Annotated in this window: 16 protein-coding genes and 1 pseudogene; 10 read left to right on the plus strand and 7 right to left on the minus strand. The window is 66.2% G+C overall.

The genetic code is table 11. From position 1 onward, the window contains the following. Positions 1–117: 117 nt before the first annotated feature. Both ABT061_RS24870 and ABT061_RS24875 read left to right on the plus strand, forming a co-directional pair. On the plus strand, positions 118–687 hold the full coding sequence (locus ABT061_RS24870; RefSeq protein ID WP_350922036.1) for a dihydrofolate reductase family protein: 570 nt from the start codon (positions 118–120) through the stop codon (positions 685–687). Positions 688–904: 217 nt separating this feature from the next. Next, entirely contained in the window at positions 905–1,786 is an 882-nt protein-coding gene (locus tag ABT061_RS24875; RefSeq protein ID WP_350922038.1) for an IS5 family transposase, read from the plus strand. Here the strand turns inward: ABT061_RS24875 and ABT061_RS24880 are convergent, their stop codons facing one another. The 3 genes from ABT061_RS24880 to ABT061_RS24890 all read right to left on the minus strand — a co-directional run bounded on the left by ABT061_RS24880 (position 1,787) and on the right by ABT061_RS24890 (position 4,129). Continuing rightward, the gene (locus ABT061_RS24880) at positions 1,787–2,131 is read right to left on the minus strand and encodes a hypothetical protein (protein ID WP_350922041.1); all 345 of its coding nucleotides are present in this window, start codon (positions 2,129–2,131) and stop codon (positions 1,787–1,789) included. A 207-nt stretch (positions 2,132–2,338) separates the two neighbouring features. Continuing rightward, positions 2,339–3,199 (minus strand): IS701 family transposase, encoded by an 861-nt coding sequence (locus tag ABT061_RS24885; RefSeq protein WP_350922043.1) that lies wholly within the window; start codon positions 3,197–3,199, stop codon positions 2,339–2,341. 90 nt (positions 3,200–3,289) lie between these two features. Continuing rightward, on the minus strand, positions 3,290–4,129 hold the full coding sequence (locus ABT061_RS24890) for a WD40 repeat domain-containing protein (RefSeq protein WP_350922045.1): 840 nt from the start codon (positions 4,127–4,129) through the stop codon (positions 3,290–3,292). Between the two features lie 762 nt (positions 4,130–4,891). Between ABT061_RS24890 and ABT061_RS24895 the strand changes: the two genes are divergently transcribed. From ABT061_RS24895 to ABT061_RS24910, 4 genes and pseudogenes are all read left to right on the plus strand, one after another. After that, positions 4,892–5,725: a DUF6551 family protein gene (locus ABT061_RS24895; protein ID WP_350922048.1), complete on the plus strand. Its 834-nt coding sequence runs from the start codon at positions 4,892–4,894 to the stop codon at positions 5,723–5,725. A gap of 602 nt (positions 5,726–6,327) precedes the next feature. Then, the gene (locus tag ABT061_RS24900) at positions 6,328–6,738 is read left to right on the plus strand and encodes a hypothetical protein (RefSeq protein ID WP_350922050.1); all 411 of its coding nucleotides are present in this window, start codon (positions 6,328–6,330) and stop codon (positions 6,736–6,738) included. A 74-nt stretch (positions 6,739–6,812) separates the two neighbouring features. Continuing rightward, a pseudogene (locus tag ABT061_RS24905) lies at positions 6,813–7,019 on the plus strand (sigma factor-like helix-turn-helix DNA-binding protein); the annotation flags it as partial. A gap of 524 nt (positions 7,020–7,543) precedes the next feature. Next, the gene (locus tag ABT061_RS24910; RefSeq protein ID WP_350922052.1) at positions 7,544–7,699 is read left to right on the plus strand and encodes a hypothetical protein; all 156 of its coding nucleotides are present in this window, start codon (positions 7,544–7,546) and stop codon (positions 7,697–7,699) included. A gap of 330 nt (positions 7,700–8,029) precedes the next feature. On the opposite strand, the gene ABT061_RS24915 is transcribed toward ABT061_RS24910, so the two are convergent. The 3 genes from ABT061_RS24915 to ABT061_RS24925 all read right to left on the minus strand — a co-directional run bounded on the left by ABT061_RS24915 (position 8,030) and on the right by ABT061_RS24925 (position 9,106). Next, positions 8,030–8,239, minus strand: a complete 210-nt coding sequence (locus ABT061_RS24915) for a helix-turn-helix domain-containing protein (RefSeq protein ID WP_350922487.1) — start codon at positions 8,237–8,239, stop codon at positions 8,030–8,032. Positions 8,240–8,447: 208 nt separating this feature from the next. Next, a complete protein-coding gene (locus ABT061_RS24920; protein ID WP_350922055.1) occupies positions 8,448–8,702 on the minus strand; it encodes a DUF6313 family protein in 255 nt (84 codons plus the stop codon). Then, positions 8,699–9,106, minus strand: a complete 408-nt coding sequence (locus ABT061_RS24925; protein ID WP_350922057.1) for a DUF6313 family protein — start codon at positions 9,104–9,106, stop codon at positions 8,699–8,701. Before ABT061_RS24925 ends, ABT061_RS24920 begins: the two co-directional genes overlap by 4 nt. Positions 9,107–9,154: 48 nt before the next feature. On the opposite strand from ABT061_RS24925, the gene ABT061_RS24930 reads away from it, so the two are divergent. The 4 genes from ABT061_RS24930 to ABT061_RS24945 all read left to right on the plus strand — a co-directional run bounded on the left by ABT061_RS24930 (position 9,155) and on the right by ABT061_RS24945 (position 13,249). Then, the gene (locus ABT061_RS24930) at positions 9,155–9,775 is read left to right on the plus strand and encodes a tyrosine-type recombinase/integrase (RefSeq protein WP_350922490.1); all 621 of its coding nucleotides are present in this window, start codon (positions 9,155–9,157) and stop codon (positions 9,773–9,775) included. Between the two features lie 36 nt (positions 9,776–9,811). Beyond that, positions 9,812–10,645, plus strand: a complete 834-nt coding sequence (locus ABT061_RS24935) for a hypothetical protein (RefSeq protein ID WP_350922059.1) — start codon at positions 9,812–9,814, stop codon at positions 10,643–10,645. A 398-nt stretch (positions 10,646–11,043) separates the two neighbouring features. Then, positions 11,044–11,208 (plus strand): hypothetical protein, encoded by a 165-nt coding sequence (locus tag ABT061_RS24940; protein ID WP_350922062.1) that lies wholly within the window; start codon positions 11,044–11,046, stop codon positions 11,206–11,208. Between the two features lie 85 nt (positions 11,209–11,293). After that, the gene (locus ABT061_RS24945) at positions 11,294–13,249 is read left to right on the plus strand and encodes an aconitate hydratase (RefSeq protein ID WP_350922064.1); all 1,956 of its coding nucleotides are present in this window, start codon (positions 11,294–11,296) and stop codon (positions 13,247–13,249) included. A 387-nt stretch (positions 13,250–13,636) separates the two neighbouring features. On the opposite strand, the gene ABT061_RS24950 is transcribed toward ABT061_RS24945, so the two are convergent. Next, positions 13,637–14,386: a DUF6245 family protein gene (locus tag ABT061_RS24950; RefSeq protein WP_350922066.1), complete on the minus strand. Its 750-nt coding sequence runs from the start codon at positions 14,384–14,386 to the stop codon at positions 13,637–13,639.

The following is a 14,386-nucleotide window of genomic DNA, read 5'->3' on the forward strand; positions in this document are numbered from 1 at the left end:
CGGCCTGAACGACCAAGGAGATACGACGTCAGCGAGCAACCACCCCGATTTTCAGGCCCGAACGGCCTCCTCCGCCAGGGGAGATTGGAGACTAAGGACAACGTTCAGGAGGTCTCAATGGGTGCCGTGGTGCTGTACAAGAGCATGTCGTTGGACGGCTTCGTCGCCGGTCCGGACATCGGTGCGGAGCATCCCATGGGTAAGGGCGGCATGCGGCTGCACGAGTGGATGTTCACCGACCAGCCCGACCCGCGAGACAAGGAGGTCCTCGCTACGATGTCCGCTTCGGTCGGCGCGGTCGTGGTCGGCAGGCGCACGTTCGACGTCGGCCTGCCGCACTGGCAGGACACCCCTTATCCGGCACCGACCGTCGTGCTCACCCACGAGATCCGCGACGAACTCGTCATGAAGAGCGCGACGTTCACCTTCATCGCCGACGGCATAGAGGCTGCCCTGAAAGCCGCGCAGGACGCGGCCGGCGACAAGGACGTGATCGTGATGGGTGCCCAGACAGGACGGCAGTTCCTGCGTGGCGGACTGCTGGATGAGTTGCTGATCAACCTGGTGCCGGTCGTGCTGGGCTCTGGAAGCCGGCTGCTGGAAGACATTGGCCACATCGAGTTGATGCGCACGCAGGTGGTCGCCTCGGACGCGGTCACGCACCTGCGGTTCCGGGTCGTGAAGTAACGGCCTACGGCACGGAGTATGCGGGAGCGGACACTCGGCCGACGCCCCCCGAAGTGCAAAGTAAGTCCGAACAAGATCGGCGGTCGCTGTTCGGGCCTACTTTGCAACCCGCAGGTCGGCGCACTCAGCCCTGCAAGGTTCGGTCGGAACAGACAGCGGCCTAGGTTCTGTCCGGCGGATCATGTGACCGTCTTGTCTTGAGGTCATTATTCCGGTCGTGGGGCGGGGCGATCTGACACATGACGAGTGGGCGCGACTTGCGCCGCATCTGCCGAAGTCCGGGCGCCGGGGTGGTCGTTGGAGCGACCACCGCAAGGTGGTCAACGGGATTCTGTTCCGGATCCGCACGGGCATCCCGTGGCGGGATCTGCCGGAGCGGTTCGGGAGATGGAAGACCGTCTATGAGCGCCACCGTCGGTGGTTCGCGGACGGCACCTGGGACAGGATCCTCCGGGCGGTCCAAGCCGATGCCGATGCCCAGGGGCGGGTGGACTGGGGCATGGTGAGCGTCGACTCCACCTTGTGCCGGGCCCACCAGCATGCGGCCGGGGCGCCGCGCAGAGCACCGCGGCTCCCGAAGAGGAGATCGACACCTCGGCAGCACCGCTCCGACGAAGGACTCGGACGCTCCCGGGGTGGCCTGACCTGCAAGATCCACCTTGCCGGGGAGGGCGGTTGTCGGCCGCTGGCCCTGCTGGTCACGCCTGGCCAGTGGGGCGACAGCCCGCAGCTGATCCCAGTGCTTGAACGCATCCGGGTCAAGCGGCCGGGCGGTGGCCATCCGCGCACGCGCCCCGATCACCTGGGTGGCGATAAGGCTTACAGCTCCCGCCGCAACCGTCGCTACCTGCGCAGACGGCAGATTAAGCACACCATCCCCGAGCCGAGGGATCAGCGGGCCAACCGCCGACGCCGGGGCAGCCGAGGCGGACGGCCCGTCGGTTTCGACAAGGAGTTGTACAAGCGCCGGAACGAAGTCGAGCGCACGATCAACCGGCTCAAACATTCGAGGGCCGTGGCCACGCGGTATGACAAACGTGCGTACGTCTTCCATGGCACCGTCACCGTGGCCTCGATCCGCCTCTGGCTCAAGCTATGATCAGCCCGCTTCTAGAGCGGCTGCCCGCCGCGTCAGGTCTGCTGCGATGTCGTCCCAGTCCGGTCCGTGCAACCACAGGTTCTCGGCGGCCTCTCGCATCAGCGCCGGCTCGTCCGGTCGCTGCAAAAGCACCAGCCGATAGGACAAGTTGCGGACCCAGACCGGCAGGTGGCCGTCGACCGCGTGCGGGCAGAGCTCACGCAGCATGGCCAGGATCGAATCCGCGTCAGCAAAGGTCAACTCCTCGAGGAAGTAGTGCTCCTGATGGTCGAGGTCGCACTCTGGCGTAGGTCGGTACTCGTCTCCGTAGAGACACCGGGCGTGCTCCGTCAGAGTGCTGTGCATGTTCTGGAGCGTACGACGCCTTGATCCGCCGGACAGAACCTAGGCCCGCCGATTCGGCGGGCTTCGTCTCGGGTTAAGGCTGATCGCCGTGCTCATTCGCGTTCCACCTGGCAGCGGTCCGCTTGCTCGTCCAAGATATTGAACCGCGCCGGGATTGCTGGAGGCTTTGATGTGCCCCGAGTTCGGTGGAGTCGGCTTGGTTGACTCTCATGCCAGCTGGGCGTTCGGGTAAAGCATCTCGTACTCGATGGGGGTGACCATCCCCAGGGCACTGTGTCGCCGCTGCCGATATCGGGGCGCCGCTCGCCGCCCGGTGCCCCGATACGGCGTCTTGGTGCGGCAGACATCGGCCGCCAAAAGCGCGGTATCGGAGCGAACCCCCACCACGTAGGCGATGTTCCGCTCGGTCAAGGCCAGCCGGAAGGCCCCGTCTTGGCCGTACCCTTCATCGGCGACCACCAGCGGCGCATCCAGCCCCCAACATGCCGGCTCATCCGGCATGTCCACGGCCAGCCGCCATTTGGGCACATGCGCCACCTCCTCAGGGATCCGAGCCCGGCGGCGGCGCGCCGTCACCGCTTCGGCGTCCGGCACCCGCGGTGAGGACGGATCCCAGCCCTCGGGAACGAACAGCCGCCGACTCACCGGACAGGAGGCGGCGTCGGTGACCAGATGCACGCTGGGGGCGACCTGGCAGTTGGCCCTCTTGCCCAGAGCCCCGCAGTACTGCGCGGCCACGCCCGGCGACTCCTGGCCGTCCTTGGGAAAGGACACATCATCGATCACCCATGCCACCGGGTCGATCGCCGCCTCCATCCGCCAGGCCGGCTCGGCCAGCACCAGCTGATGCGACCAGGGGGCGTCGGTGAGGAACTGCTGCAGCCCTTGGCGGTCCACGCCCAGCCGGGCCGCCATCGGCTCCATCGATTTGCGGGCCCCGTCGGTCAGCAGGCCCCGCACATACCGTTCGCCCCACCGCCGCTGATCAGCGCGGGCAAAACCGGAGAACACCTCAGCGGCGAACGTCTCCAACCGCTCCTGCACGGCGTCCAGTTCTTGAGGGGACATCTTCCCTCACCCCCAAAGCAGGTGACATACCGTCCCCTACCCGAGGTAACCAAGTCCTAGTAGGGCTGAAGCGGCGATGGCCTTACTGGGTCAGCGGGTCGGCCACAACTTCACGCTCTTGTCGGCGCTGCCGGTGGCGAGGGTTTCGCCGTCCGGGCTGAACGCCACCGAGGAGACATTGCCGGTGTGGCTGGTGAGGGTGGCGACGATGTTGCGGCCGGCCACGTCCCACAACTTCACGCTCTTGTCGAGGCTGCCACTGGCGAGGGTTTTGCCGTCCGGGCTGAACGCCACCGAGAAGACCACGCCGGTGTGGCCGGTGAGGCCGGTGAGGATGGCGACGATGTTGCGGCCGGCCACGTCCCACAACTTCACGCTCTTGTCGAAGCTGCCGGTGGCGAGGGTTTTGCCGTCCGGGCTGAACGCCACCGAGAAGACCTCGCCGGTGTGGCCGGTGAGGGTGGCGATGGTGTTGTGGCCGGCCACGTCCCACAACTTCACGCTCTTGTCGAGGCTGCCGGTGGCGAGGGTTTTGCCGTCCGGGCTGAACGCCACCGAGGTGACCTCGTCGGTGTGGCCGGTGAGGGTGGCGATGGTGTTGTGGCCGGCCACGTCCCACAACTTCACGCTCTTGTCGTTGCTGCCGGTGGCGAGGGTTTTGCCGTCCGGGCTGAAGGCCACCGAGGTGACCCAATGGGTGTGGCCGGTGAGGGTGGTGCTCGGTGCGAGATTGATGGTGCTCGGTGTGGGGTCGGTGGTGCTCGGTGCGAGGTTGGTGGTGCTCGGCGTGGGTTTGGTGGCGTTTGGTGTGGGGTCGGGGGTGCAGGCGACCATGGTCGGTACGCCGACCGCGGCCAGAGCGCCGAGCCCGCCCAGGAGTAGGGTGCGGCGAGATAGTGAGCGGCGCTGCCGCGGAGAGATCGTATTCACACCCCTAGGTGTAGAAGATCACGCTTGAGATTGACTTGAGGGCTTCTGCAATCACCTTCTGCCCGCCCAGGTCGAGCGGCTCGCCGGAGGTGAATGGTTCCGGAGTGCGGCCGCGGTCGGGAGGCGCGCCAGGCCCGGTCGCCGACCCGAGCGGAAACTATCCGTTTTGCCCCGATTTCGCCGGGGTCAACTTGTGGGAATCCCCATTCCCGTGAGTTACCGGACACCGGGCAAAACGGGAATCCTCGCCCTCCGCCGAACCCGGGGCCGTCCTGCTCTGGAGACGCCGCCCCGCCCTCGGGACGCGTCGGCGACCCCGATTCGGGCCGCAGATCCGCGGGCAGGCCGACGACGCCGGTGAAGTCCGCGCCGACAAGGTACGCGCCGGCGCCGTCCAGCTCGGCGCCGCCATGGCCGCCGCCTGTAGGGGTCCCGGTAGTAATGAAGAAATTTCCAACGGATATGCCCCTGACCTGTGCCGAAGTGGAGACCCGGGCAAGGTCAGCGGCATCTTCGGCTCGGCCCGCCGTATCTACCAACCGGCACACCAGTCCTGCGGCGCCCTCACATCGGAGCAGGTCAGGGGCACATCCGTTGGATCTCCGCGATTACTACCGGGACCCCGACCCCCGTCGCGCAGGTGCTCGCGAGAATCCTTGGGTCGCGGACATTTTCAGCCCGCGAAAATTCCAAACGCGCGGAAAATTCTCCGCGCATGCTGACGGGGTATCAGCCACGGTTGCTAGCAAGGGGGATACCCGCATGCCCAAGGCCCGGAAGAAGTACTACGAGGCGATTCCCGTCAGCCAGCTGAAGGTCGACACCAAGCTCGACGCGCAGCGCATGTTCCAGCCCAAGTGGGCGAAGAAGCTGGAGAGTATTTGGGACCCCGAGGTGCTGCTGCCGGCGATCGTCTCGCGTCGCGCGGACGGTGACTTCCTGCTCGACGGGCAGCACTCCACTGGCGTCGCCCTGAACAAGGAGGGCGCGGACTTCGAGCGCGACTGCCTCGTGTTCGAGGGGCTCACCAGGCAGCAGGAGGCCAAGCTCTTCCTGGCCGCCAACCGCGACCGACGCGCGGTCAAGCCGTACGAGAACTTCACGGTAGCGGTGACCGCTGGGGAGGCTGAGGCGGTACAGATCAACGAAGCCGTCCGGAGTTGTGGCCTGCACGTGTCGGGCGGCACGTCAAAGGAAGGCATCTCGGCGATCCAGGCCCTCAAGGTCGTGCACGGGATGCGCGAGGCGCAGGACGGCCTCCTCCCCAAGACGCTGACCACGGTCCTGGGCGCCTGGGGCCATGACCCGACGTCGTGGGACGGCATGATGCTCCGCGCTGTCGCCATCGTCATCAACAAGAACTGGGACACCATCAACCTGGACGCGCTCTCCCTGACCCTCAAGCAGGAGCCGGTCGGGAAGTGGAAGGACGCAGCGATCCGCGACACGGTCAGCGGCGGCGGTTCGCAGTCCCGTTCGATCCCCCTCGCGAACAACATCGCGTACGAGTACACGGTCGCGTTCGGCGAGAAGCACGGGCCGGCCTACGGCCTGCCGAAGCGGAAGCCGGGGAAGGCAACGGCCGCGGCAGCGTAGGACGCGGCATCCACCAGCAGGGGCTACCGCCGACGCCCGCGGTATCCCCCTGCTGCGTTGGCAGCCTCGCCTGCTCCGACTGCCAGGGGTCCTAGTAGTAATCGCGGAGATCCAACGGATGTGCCCCTGACCTGCTCCGATGTGAGGGCGCCGCAGGACTGGTGTGCCGGTTGGTAGATACGGCGGGCCGAGCCGAAGATGCCGCTGACCTTGCCCGGGTCTCCACTTCGGCACAGGTCAGGGGCATATCCGTTGGAAATTTCTTCATTACTACCGGGACCCCTACTAACGCGGTCGGCGCGATGACCCGGATCGAGCAACGGCCGCCGGACCGGGGCAGCCGCAGACTCGGGAAGACCCATTCCCGTGAGTTGGATCGCGCATCCGTGAGCCCGATCTGGAGCCCGCGGCTGGTCGGCAACTTCGGGTAGAGGAATCCTGCGTTACGAAACCTGCGACAAAAAACAGGGACGGTAGTCACCCCATCTGACCTGCATAAACAAGCGCCTTGCGCAAGACTGCAGAAGGCGTTAAAGTACCTCCTACTCGGCCATACGTGTACCCGAGTGCCGATCACAGAAAGCCCTTGCAGCCTTAACAGGATGCCTGGGCTTTTTTCGTTTTCCACCCTCTGCTCATCAGAAAGCGGCACCGCCTTGCGGGGCCGCTTTCGTGTTTCTCAGGAGAAGAACATGCCCCCCAGCCCATCCCCACTCGTCTCACTGCCCTGGCCCGTCCTGGTGGTCGGTACCTTCCTGGCGACCATCCTAGTGATTGCCCTCCTGCTGTACGCCATCGCCAGAGCGGCCATCAACAAGGCCGACGCCCGCGACCTGCCCAACGTCCTGGCCGAAATCGGCCAGATGATCCGCAGCATCATCCGCCCCCTCCACCGCGCCTTGCACGCGGCGCAGCTCCCTTCGAATGCCGGCGCCCCGATGTCGGCGCAGGGCGTTGGCACGCTCGAGCAGACTGGTGGACAGGGCACCGGCGAAACAGGGGCGGCACAGTGACTAGGCGACGCGGCACCGCGAAGGACCCCATCGCCCAGCTCGTAGGGGCTCGACTCGTAGCTATGGAAGGAGCCGAGATCCTTGCAGAGGTCATCAAAAGCCTCTCACCGCAGGAGGCCGCAGTGATTTCGATGCGGTTTGGCCTGGACTCAAATGATCCGATGACGCTGGATGAGCTTGGCGAGAAGTACGGCGTCACCCGGGCGCGGATCCGCCAGATTGAGGAAAAAACCCTCTGGAAGCTTCGTCACCCCTCCAGAAGCGGCCTCCTACGTTTATACGACGAAGCTGGCGCAGCGATCGGTTTCGTCAACGTCGCTGGGCAGCATCGTTCTACGGCCTGGGACCGGCGCATATTCGAGGCGTGGCGCTCCAACATCATTTCGTGTGCCCACTGCGATCAACCTGACTTCGCTTCCCGCAGTGACTTCGGTGGACGACCGCGGAAGTACTGCTCCAACAAATGCCGTCAAGCGGCCTACCGGGTCCGCCGATCTCGGGCGAGCTCTCCATAGCTCGCTTCACTGGCTCTAGGTCTAGAGGCCGGCCCCTCTAGACCTAGAGGATCCCCTAGAGCCTGATTCGTGCCCTGACCTGCGCTCTAGCGCCTAGAGGGCACGTTGGTCAACGTGCCGGATGAGACTTTTCTTCACGGTTTCCAGGGCGCCCGCCACGGCGGGCGCCTTCTGCATTGCCGAGCGCATCGGCGGTTACGTCGCCGCGGCCGCCAGGTGCTGGCGAGCGACGCAACTTCGTCCCGAGCAGTTGCTGAAAGACGCTGGGTGATCGGGGTAAGCCCAGGGACATGAGCAAAACTCCGTGGGACAAGGAAGCCGCCGCCCGGGTTCAGTCGGCTGCGGCGAGGAACCCTGACAGCGCCAGCGCTCAAGACAAGTTGGATCGAGAAGCCCAATCACAGGCGGACAAGAACGAGAACGAGGACCAGGACGATAACCGCTGACATCCGCCGGGCGGCCGCGGGCCGGGCTGCGGCTCTTCGGCCGGTCCCGGCCCGCACCACCCCGCGGCCTCAGCAGGATCAGTTCAGATCGGCCACGCTGATCACGGTGAGCTGTTCATCGTCGCCGGCCACGGCCAGCACCGGCATCTGTCCGGTCGCGTCGCCCAGCTGCAGCCGGTAGCGGCCCAGGGCGACGGGCTGGCCGTCGACCAGGAGGCCCTCGCCGGCGAAATGATTGGATCGGAAGAGGAGGTTTGTCGGGAGGTGTCAGCGGCGCGGGCGTGAGGAGCTGGCCTATTTCGGTGCGCTGGACTGCTGTACGGCTGATCGTCAATGGGCGATGTCATGGTGCTGGCGAAGGTATTCGTGGACGGCCTGCTCGGGGATGCGGAAGCTGCGTTGGACGCGGATAGCTGGCAGCTCACCGGCGTGTACGAGCCGGTAGATAGTCATCTTCGATACCCTCATGATGGTTGCGGTCTCGGCTACTGTCAGAAAATTGATCTCGCTGAGAGGGCGCTCTCCGGGGAGGCCATACAGGCCGCCGTCGACCAGGTGGTCGATCTCCGCTTCGCGGATCGGGTGAGCATTGCTGGCGATCCGGACGATCGCCTCTACAGTGAAAGCCGACGGGACCTGATCTGGAGGGCAGGCGCGGCTGATCAAGTCCGTCACAACTTCGTGCTGGCTCTGCTTGGTCACCATGGCGTCGACCTTCCAGGTGGCGTGTTGGGCAAGGGGCGATCGGTCAGGAACACCAGGGGCATCGCCCCCATCGTTTCGCCGGGTACCACAGTGTCGTTATCGCCAGTCTCTCGGCTTTCTCGGTGGCTTGGGCCGCCGATAGCTTTTCCATCTCTCGGGTGTTGAGGAAAGCCATCACGGTACGTTCCCAGTGGTCCTCGGCCGAGTCCCATTTGCCCTGATGGACTTTCTCCACGAAGGCCTCAACGAAGCGAGGCTCGTCCTTGTCACCGTCGTGAAGTGCCCTCAGGGACCTCACCGCTTTCCTCCCCGTCGGCTGCTTGGAGGCTGGGCCCGCCTGCGCAGGGCTTGGGCGACGTCGGCCTCGGACTGTGTGCGCCGGGCGTCGATCTGGCGGGTCACCAGATAGCCGGCGGTGCCGCCCACGAACGCGGGGATCATCAACCAGCCGATGAGCGAGACCGCCCAGCTCACCACGGGTGCTGAGACCTCGGCGGGTGACTTGATGCCGATCATCACTTCGTACGCGGTCGACCAGCCGATCAGTACGGCATCGATGGCGAAGATGAGAAAGAACGCCAGTGCCAGCCAGATCGCCCGCGTCAGCAGCCAGTAGCGGGTCTTGCTGAGCGCGGCCAATGAGCGCAACCGCCGTCGACATCGGGCGCGCAGGGGCATCTGCGGCGGCGGCGCTGACATCATGCTTTGAAGGTAATCGTCGGCCCAGGTCTTTCAAGAGCGGCCGAAGCATTGAAAGCCTTCGGGACTCGCCCGTGGTTTCAGGGGCTGGCACTTTCCCTGATCTCGCTGCCTGTTGTCCGCAAGTGGACATCGATGGGGGCGACCACTGCGCTTCAACGGTGTCCGATTCAGCCCGAGGGGGATCGGGCTAGGCGCCTGAGTGCCGACGCCTTGGCTGACGTCGTGACCCGGATCGCGACCGTCGCCGGTCTGGAGGGCCGCTGGAGAGGTCACTCCCTGCGCCGGGGATTCGCCACCGCCGCCCGCCGCGCTGGAGCTGGCCTGGAGCGCATCGACCGCCCCGGTGGCTGGGCCGACGGCTCCACCGTGCGGGCCGCCCGGGTCGCTCTCCTGCGGTGGCTTAGCGCGCTGCTGGACGCTCAGGATGCGGTGGTGGTGAGTGCTCAAGCCGTGATCAGAACTGAAATAGTGGCCGATGAGACGACGGTGACGGCTTTCGTTCGCCGTGGATGCCGGAAGAGGAGTACGACATCCAAAGAAATGATCATGGCGATGGCGTCCCAGGTGAGCATTCCTCCGGTATGGCCGAACTCGCCACATCGAAGGAATGCTGCGAACGTGGCGTCGACTGTCCGAAGGACGTCCCGGTTCTGGCAGTACGGAGGCTGATGGCGCATGGTTGCGGTGATATCTGCGGTTATAGCCGTGTTGGGGGCGATCTCCACAGCAGGCATCGGCTACTGGTGGCAGGCTCGGCTGAAGAACGTCGAACGACAGGACTACATGGGCCGATACCGCGATTCCCTGCTGTGGGCGGCCTTTGATCTTCAGAGCCGGATCTACAACATTCTCTTCGGCCATCAGGTCGCCCGAGAGGGCACGGGACGTGGCTTCATGCAGGCGTTCTTGCTTGAGGGAAGCGAACGGGAGGCAGCGTACGTCCGCTTCAGCACGGCATTCCTCTTCGCCGAATATCTTGGATGGGCTGAGATCTTCCGGCGCGACATCCAGTTCCTGGATCTGGGCAGGAGCGGTAGTAACCACAAGGTGATGCTCTGCTTGGCGAACATCAGCCGCACGCTCAGCTCGGTTCGTGTCGGCGGAACAGGGTTCATGCTCTTTCGAGCCGACCAGCGAGCCATCGGCGAACTGATGATCGCCGATGACAGCGAACCCGGACAACGCTGGTGCCGCGGCTACGCCGAGTTCACCCGCAAGGTCCTGGAGGGCGGGGAGTTCCGGGAGTGGATGCAGCCCCTTCTTGACCAGGTCGATACGACCGCACACGATCCCGACGGTGCGACCGAACCGCTGATCAGGCTCCAGCACCAACTGATCGAGTTGGTCGGCCTTCTTGATCCTGATCAGATGCGCTTCCCCTCCCGCGAGCGGACGCGCTTCGATACGGAGCGCCCCGTTGCAGGGCTCAGGTCCTTCCGCGGGGATGGACAGCTAGCTGGGAAGGGGCATCGGGAAGATCACGGCAATGTGGACCCGTGGAAAGACCGCAGCCCGGAAGAACAGCAAGACAAGAAGTGACTTCACCGTGGATCACCGGCTCGTTTCCCGTTTGCTCGGGGACGAGCCGGTGCCATGTCCAAGAACTAAGGACCGGCATCCGACTCCTGGGCCGCCTGGCAGGTGACCGCTCCTCGCTGGTCCGCGAGTGCGCAGCACGCAACCGCCACCCCCCACAAGATCAAAAACTTTTCAGATTCCCGACGCCAACTTCAGCGCGAACTCCTCACCCCCGTGGGGAGGGGTAAAGCCCGATCGCCCGTCACGGCCGATGGTCGGAGAAGTCGCCAGTCGTGCACGGCTACATCCGCACCGCCGACAAATGGCGCGACAACCCCATGCGCGGAATCGGCCTGTGACGACCCTTGAGCAGCAACCGAACAGCCAGTGACGTTACCAACCCCTTGAAGGAGAGCGCCATGCCGCTGCCTCAGATCCCGCTCGACGACCCGCGCGTCCTGGCCCTGGCCAAGGCCCGCCAGCAGCTCGCCCACGAAGGAGCCCTCTGCCCGACCTGGGAGGAGCTGACCATGGCGGCCCCCTCGACCCGTCCGTTTCCGGCGTCGCCGTACAGTGGGCTGTGAGGGCAACGGCGGCGTGCTGTGCGGGCACGTCGGGATCGACGAGCCACTCGATCGCACCGGAGGTTTGCGCTCACAGAGGTTAGCCATGACCGGACTCAACGTCACCCAGAAATTGATCGGCGCCCACCTCGTGGACGGCGTGATGACACCCGGGGAAGAGATCGGGCTGCGCATCGACCAGACCCTGACGCAGGACGCGACGGGGACGATGGTGATGCTGGAGCTGGAGGCGCTCGGCCTGGACCGGGTTCGCACCCGGACATCGGTGCAGTACGTCGACCACAACCTGTTGCAGACCGATGAACGGAACATGGCCGATCACCTGTTCCTGCGTTCGGCCTGCCACCGCTTCGGGGTGTGGTACTCCAGGCCCGGTAACGGCGTGTCGCATCCGACGCACATGCAGCGCTTCGGAGTTCCGGGCGCGTCGATGGTCGGCTCTGATTCCCACACCTGTGCCGCCGGATCGCTGGGCATGCTCGCCGTCGGCGTGGGCGGTCTGGAAGTCGCCATGGCGATGGCGGGGCAACCGCTGTACCTGACGATGCCAGAGATCTGGGGAGTGCGCCTGACCGGCACGCTCCCGCCGTGGGTGTCGGCCAAGGATGTGATCCTGGAGATGCTGCGCCGTCACGGCGTCGAAGGCGGGGTGGGCCGGATCATCGAGTATCACGGACCGGGGCTGGCCACGCTATCGGCGATGGACCGGCACGTCATCGCGAACATGGGCGCGGAGCTCGGCGCGACAACGTCCGTGTTCCCCGCCGACGAGCAGGTGCGCGCGTTCCTCGCCGCCGAGGGGCGAGCCGGCGACTTCGCCGAGATCCTTCCCGATCTCGACGCCCGCTACAACGTTCGCGAGGAGATCGACCTGTCGGTCCTCGAACCACTGATCGCCGCGCCCACCTCGCCGGGTAACGTCGTCCCGGTACGCCAGGTCGCCGGTGAGGACGTTCACCAGGTCGTGATCGGCTCCTCGGCCAATCCGGGGTTGCGGGATTTCGCGATCGTCGCCGCCATCCTGGCGGGTCGCCAGGCGCATCCTCAGGTGTCGGTGGACGTCAATCCGACCTCGCGGGAGATCCTCGCCGACCTCACCCGCATGGGGGCCACCCTCGACCTGATCAGGGCCGGCGCGCGGCTGCACCAGGCCGGATGCATGGGCTGCATCGGCATGGGGCAGGCGCCCGCGGTCGGCCGCAACAGCCTGCGCACCGTACCGCGTAACTTCCCGGGCCGGTCGGGAACGAAGGAGGACTCGGTGTGGCTGTGCTCTCCGGAGACGGCGGCGGCCGCCGCGCTGACCGGGCGCATCACGGACCCCAGGACGCTGCCCGACCTGCTGGGGATCGAGTATCCCGCCCTGACGTTGCCCGCGCGGGCCGGTGCGCCCGAGGGCATGTTCGAGCCGCCTCTCGCCCCTGCCGAGGCGCGGCGGGTCGAGTTGGTCAAGGCGTCCAGCATCGGGAGACTGCCCGACTTCGATCCGTTGCCGGACCGGCTGCGCGGCCCTGTCCTGATCAAACTGGGCGATGACATCTCCACCGACGAGATCCTGCCCGCCGGGGCCCGTGTCCTGCCCTTCCGCAGCGACATCGCACGGCTCGCCGAGTTCACCTTCGGCCAGATCGACGAGAGCTATCCCGCCCGAGCACATCGAGCCGGACCGCATGTCATCGTCGCGGGCGCCAACTATGGTCAAGGGTCCTCTCGCGAACACGCCGTGATAGCACCCCGTTACCTCGGCCTGCGCGCGGTGATCGCGAAATCCTACGCCCGCATCCACTGGCAGAACCTCGCCAACTTCGGCGTATTGGCCCTGGAGTTCACCGACCCGGCGGACTACGACCGCATCGGCCAGGGCGACGAGCTGTCCCTGCGGGACCTGCGGGCCGCGTTGGAGAGGGGCGGAGACATCGTCGTACGCGACACGACCACGGGCGCCGACGTCGTCGTCCGCCACCGGCTCTCCCCCCGCCAGATCGCGATGGTGCTCGCCGGTGGGCAGATTCCCTTGATCAAGGCGCAGACCACGACGTGAGGACGCGCAGCGTCTCCTCAGGCGAGGAGGAACGGACGGCGAGCGCCTGTGATGTCGGCTCATTGACCATCACACTGTGTGGGTCGGAGCGGCCCTCCTCTCGCGCTGATCTTGTCGAGGATCCGCAGCGCGGTACCCCAGGGCTGCCTGTCGACCGCATAACCACACGTCTGCAGGGCCCGGATGATTGTCGCCGCGGGATCAGCGCCGAACATGCGCGACTGCGGCCCACGGCGGTGCTCGCCCTGTGACCACGGCGACTACCTACCAGGGCAGGACGGCGCCGCGCAGGCAAATCCGCAACCTCATGATCTAAACCCAGAACACGCCCTAGCAGGGGCGGCCCGTGACGGTGAGGGCAGGGCAGGTACGGCGCCCGAGGAAGAGTCAGCCGGTCAGCCGCTGGCGTAGATACTGTTTGCCCTGCTCGGCCCCTTTACGGCTCTCAGCCTGAGCGCGGCGGAACAGATCGGCCAATTCCGGATCGCCGGCCCGTTCGGCATCGGCGATATAGGTCTCCAGCCGTAGCACATTGCTCAGGCACTGCTCGACGAACCAGATCAGGTTGTAGTTGGCGTCCTTGGTTCCGGTGACCTCACCGGTCTCCTGGCGGGCCGGATCCATCGGCGCTCCCCCTCGCATGCTTGCCTGGCGGCACCGCCGGGCGGTGTAGCCGACTCCTACCCGGGGGCGGGCAAGATAAGGCGTCAAAGGGGCAATGCCCTGGTCAGCGGCCATCTCGGCGACGTGCTCTGTGACCGTCTCGACGTCGGGCACCTGCCCGGCGCCGACGACGCCCAGCAGCTTTTGCAGGCCCTCGGCGGCGTGCGCGGCCGCCAGCGGGATCGGCCCGGTCGCCGGGTCCTGGGCCACCAGCCGCAGGGGGCCGGCCACCCGCAGCGCCTGCCATCGCAGGAAGCCCACCAGCTTGTCCGGGTCGTCGGCCACGCCCGCGGTCACCAGCTGCTCGCGGTGCGCGGCCGCCAGATCCTCGGTGCCGGTCACGGCGCTCTCGGCGAGCATCGCCTCGACCTGGACCGCGCCGAGCAGCGCGTTGGCCAGCTGCATCCGGTACGGCTCAGGCCCGCCGAGCCGGGCCGCCTCACTCGCGTGTGCCTCTGAGCGCGTACCAGACAC

Source organism: Streptosporangium sp. NPDC002544 (assembly GCF_040295965.1).
Taxonomy (GTDB): Bacteria; Actinomycetota; Actinomycetes; order Streptosporangiales; family Streptosporangiaceae; genus Streptosporangium.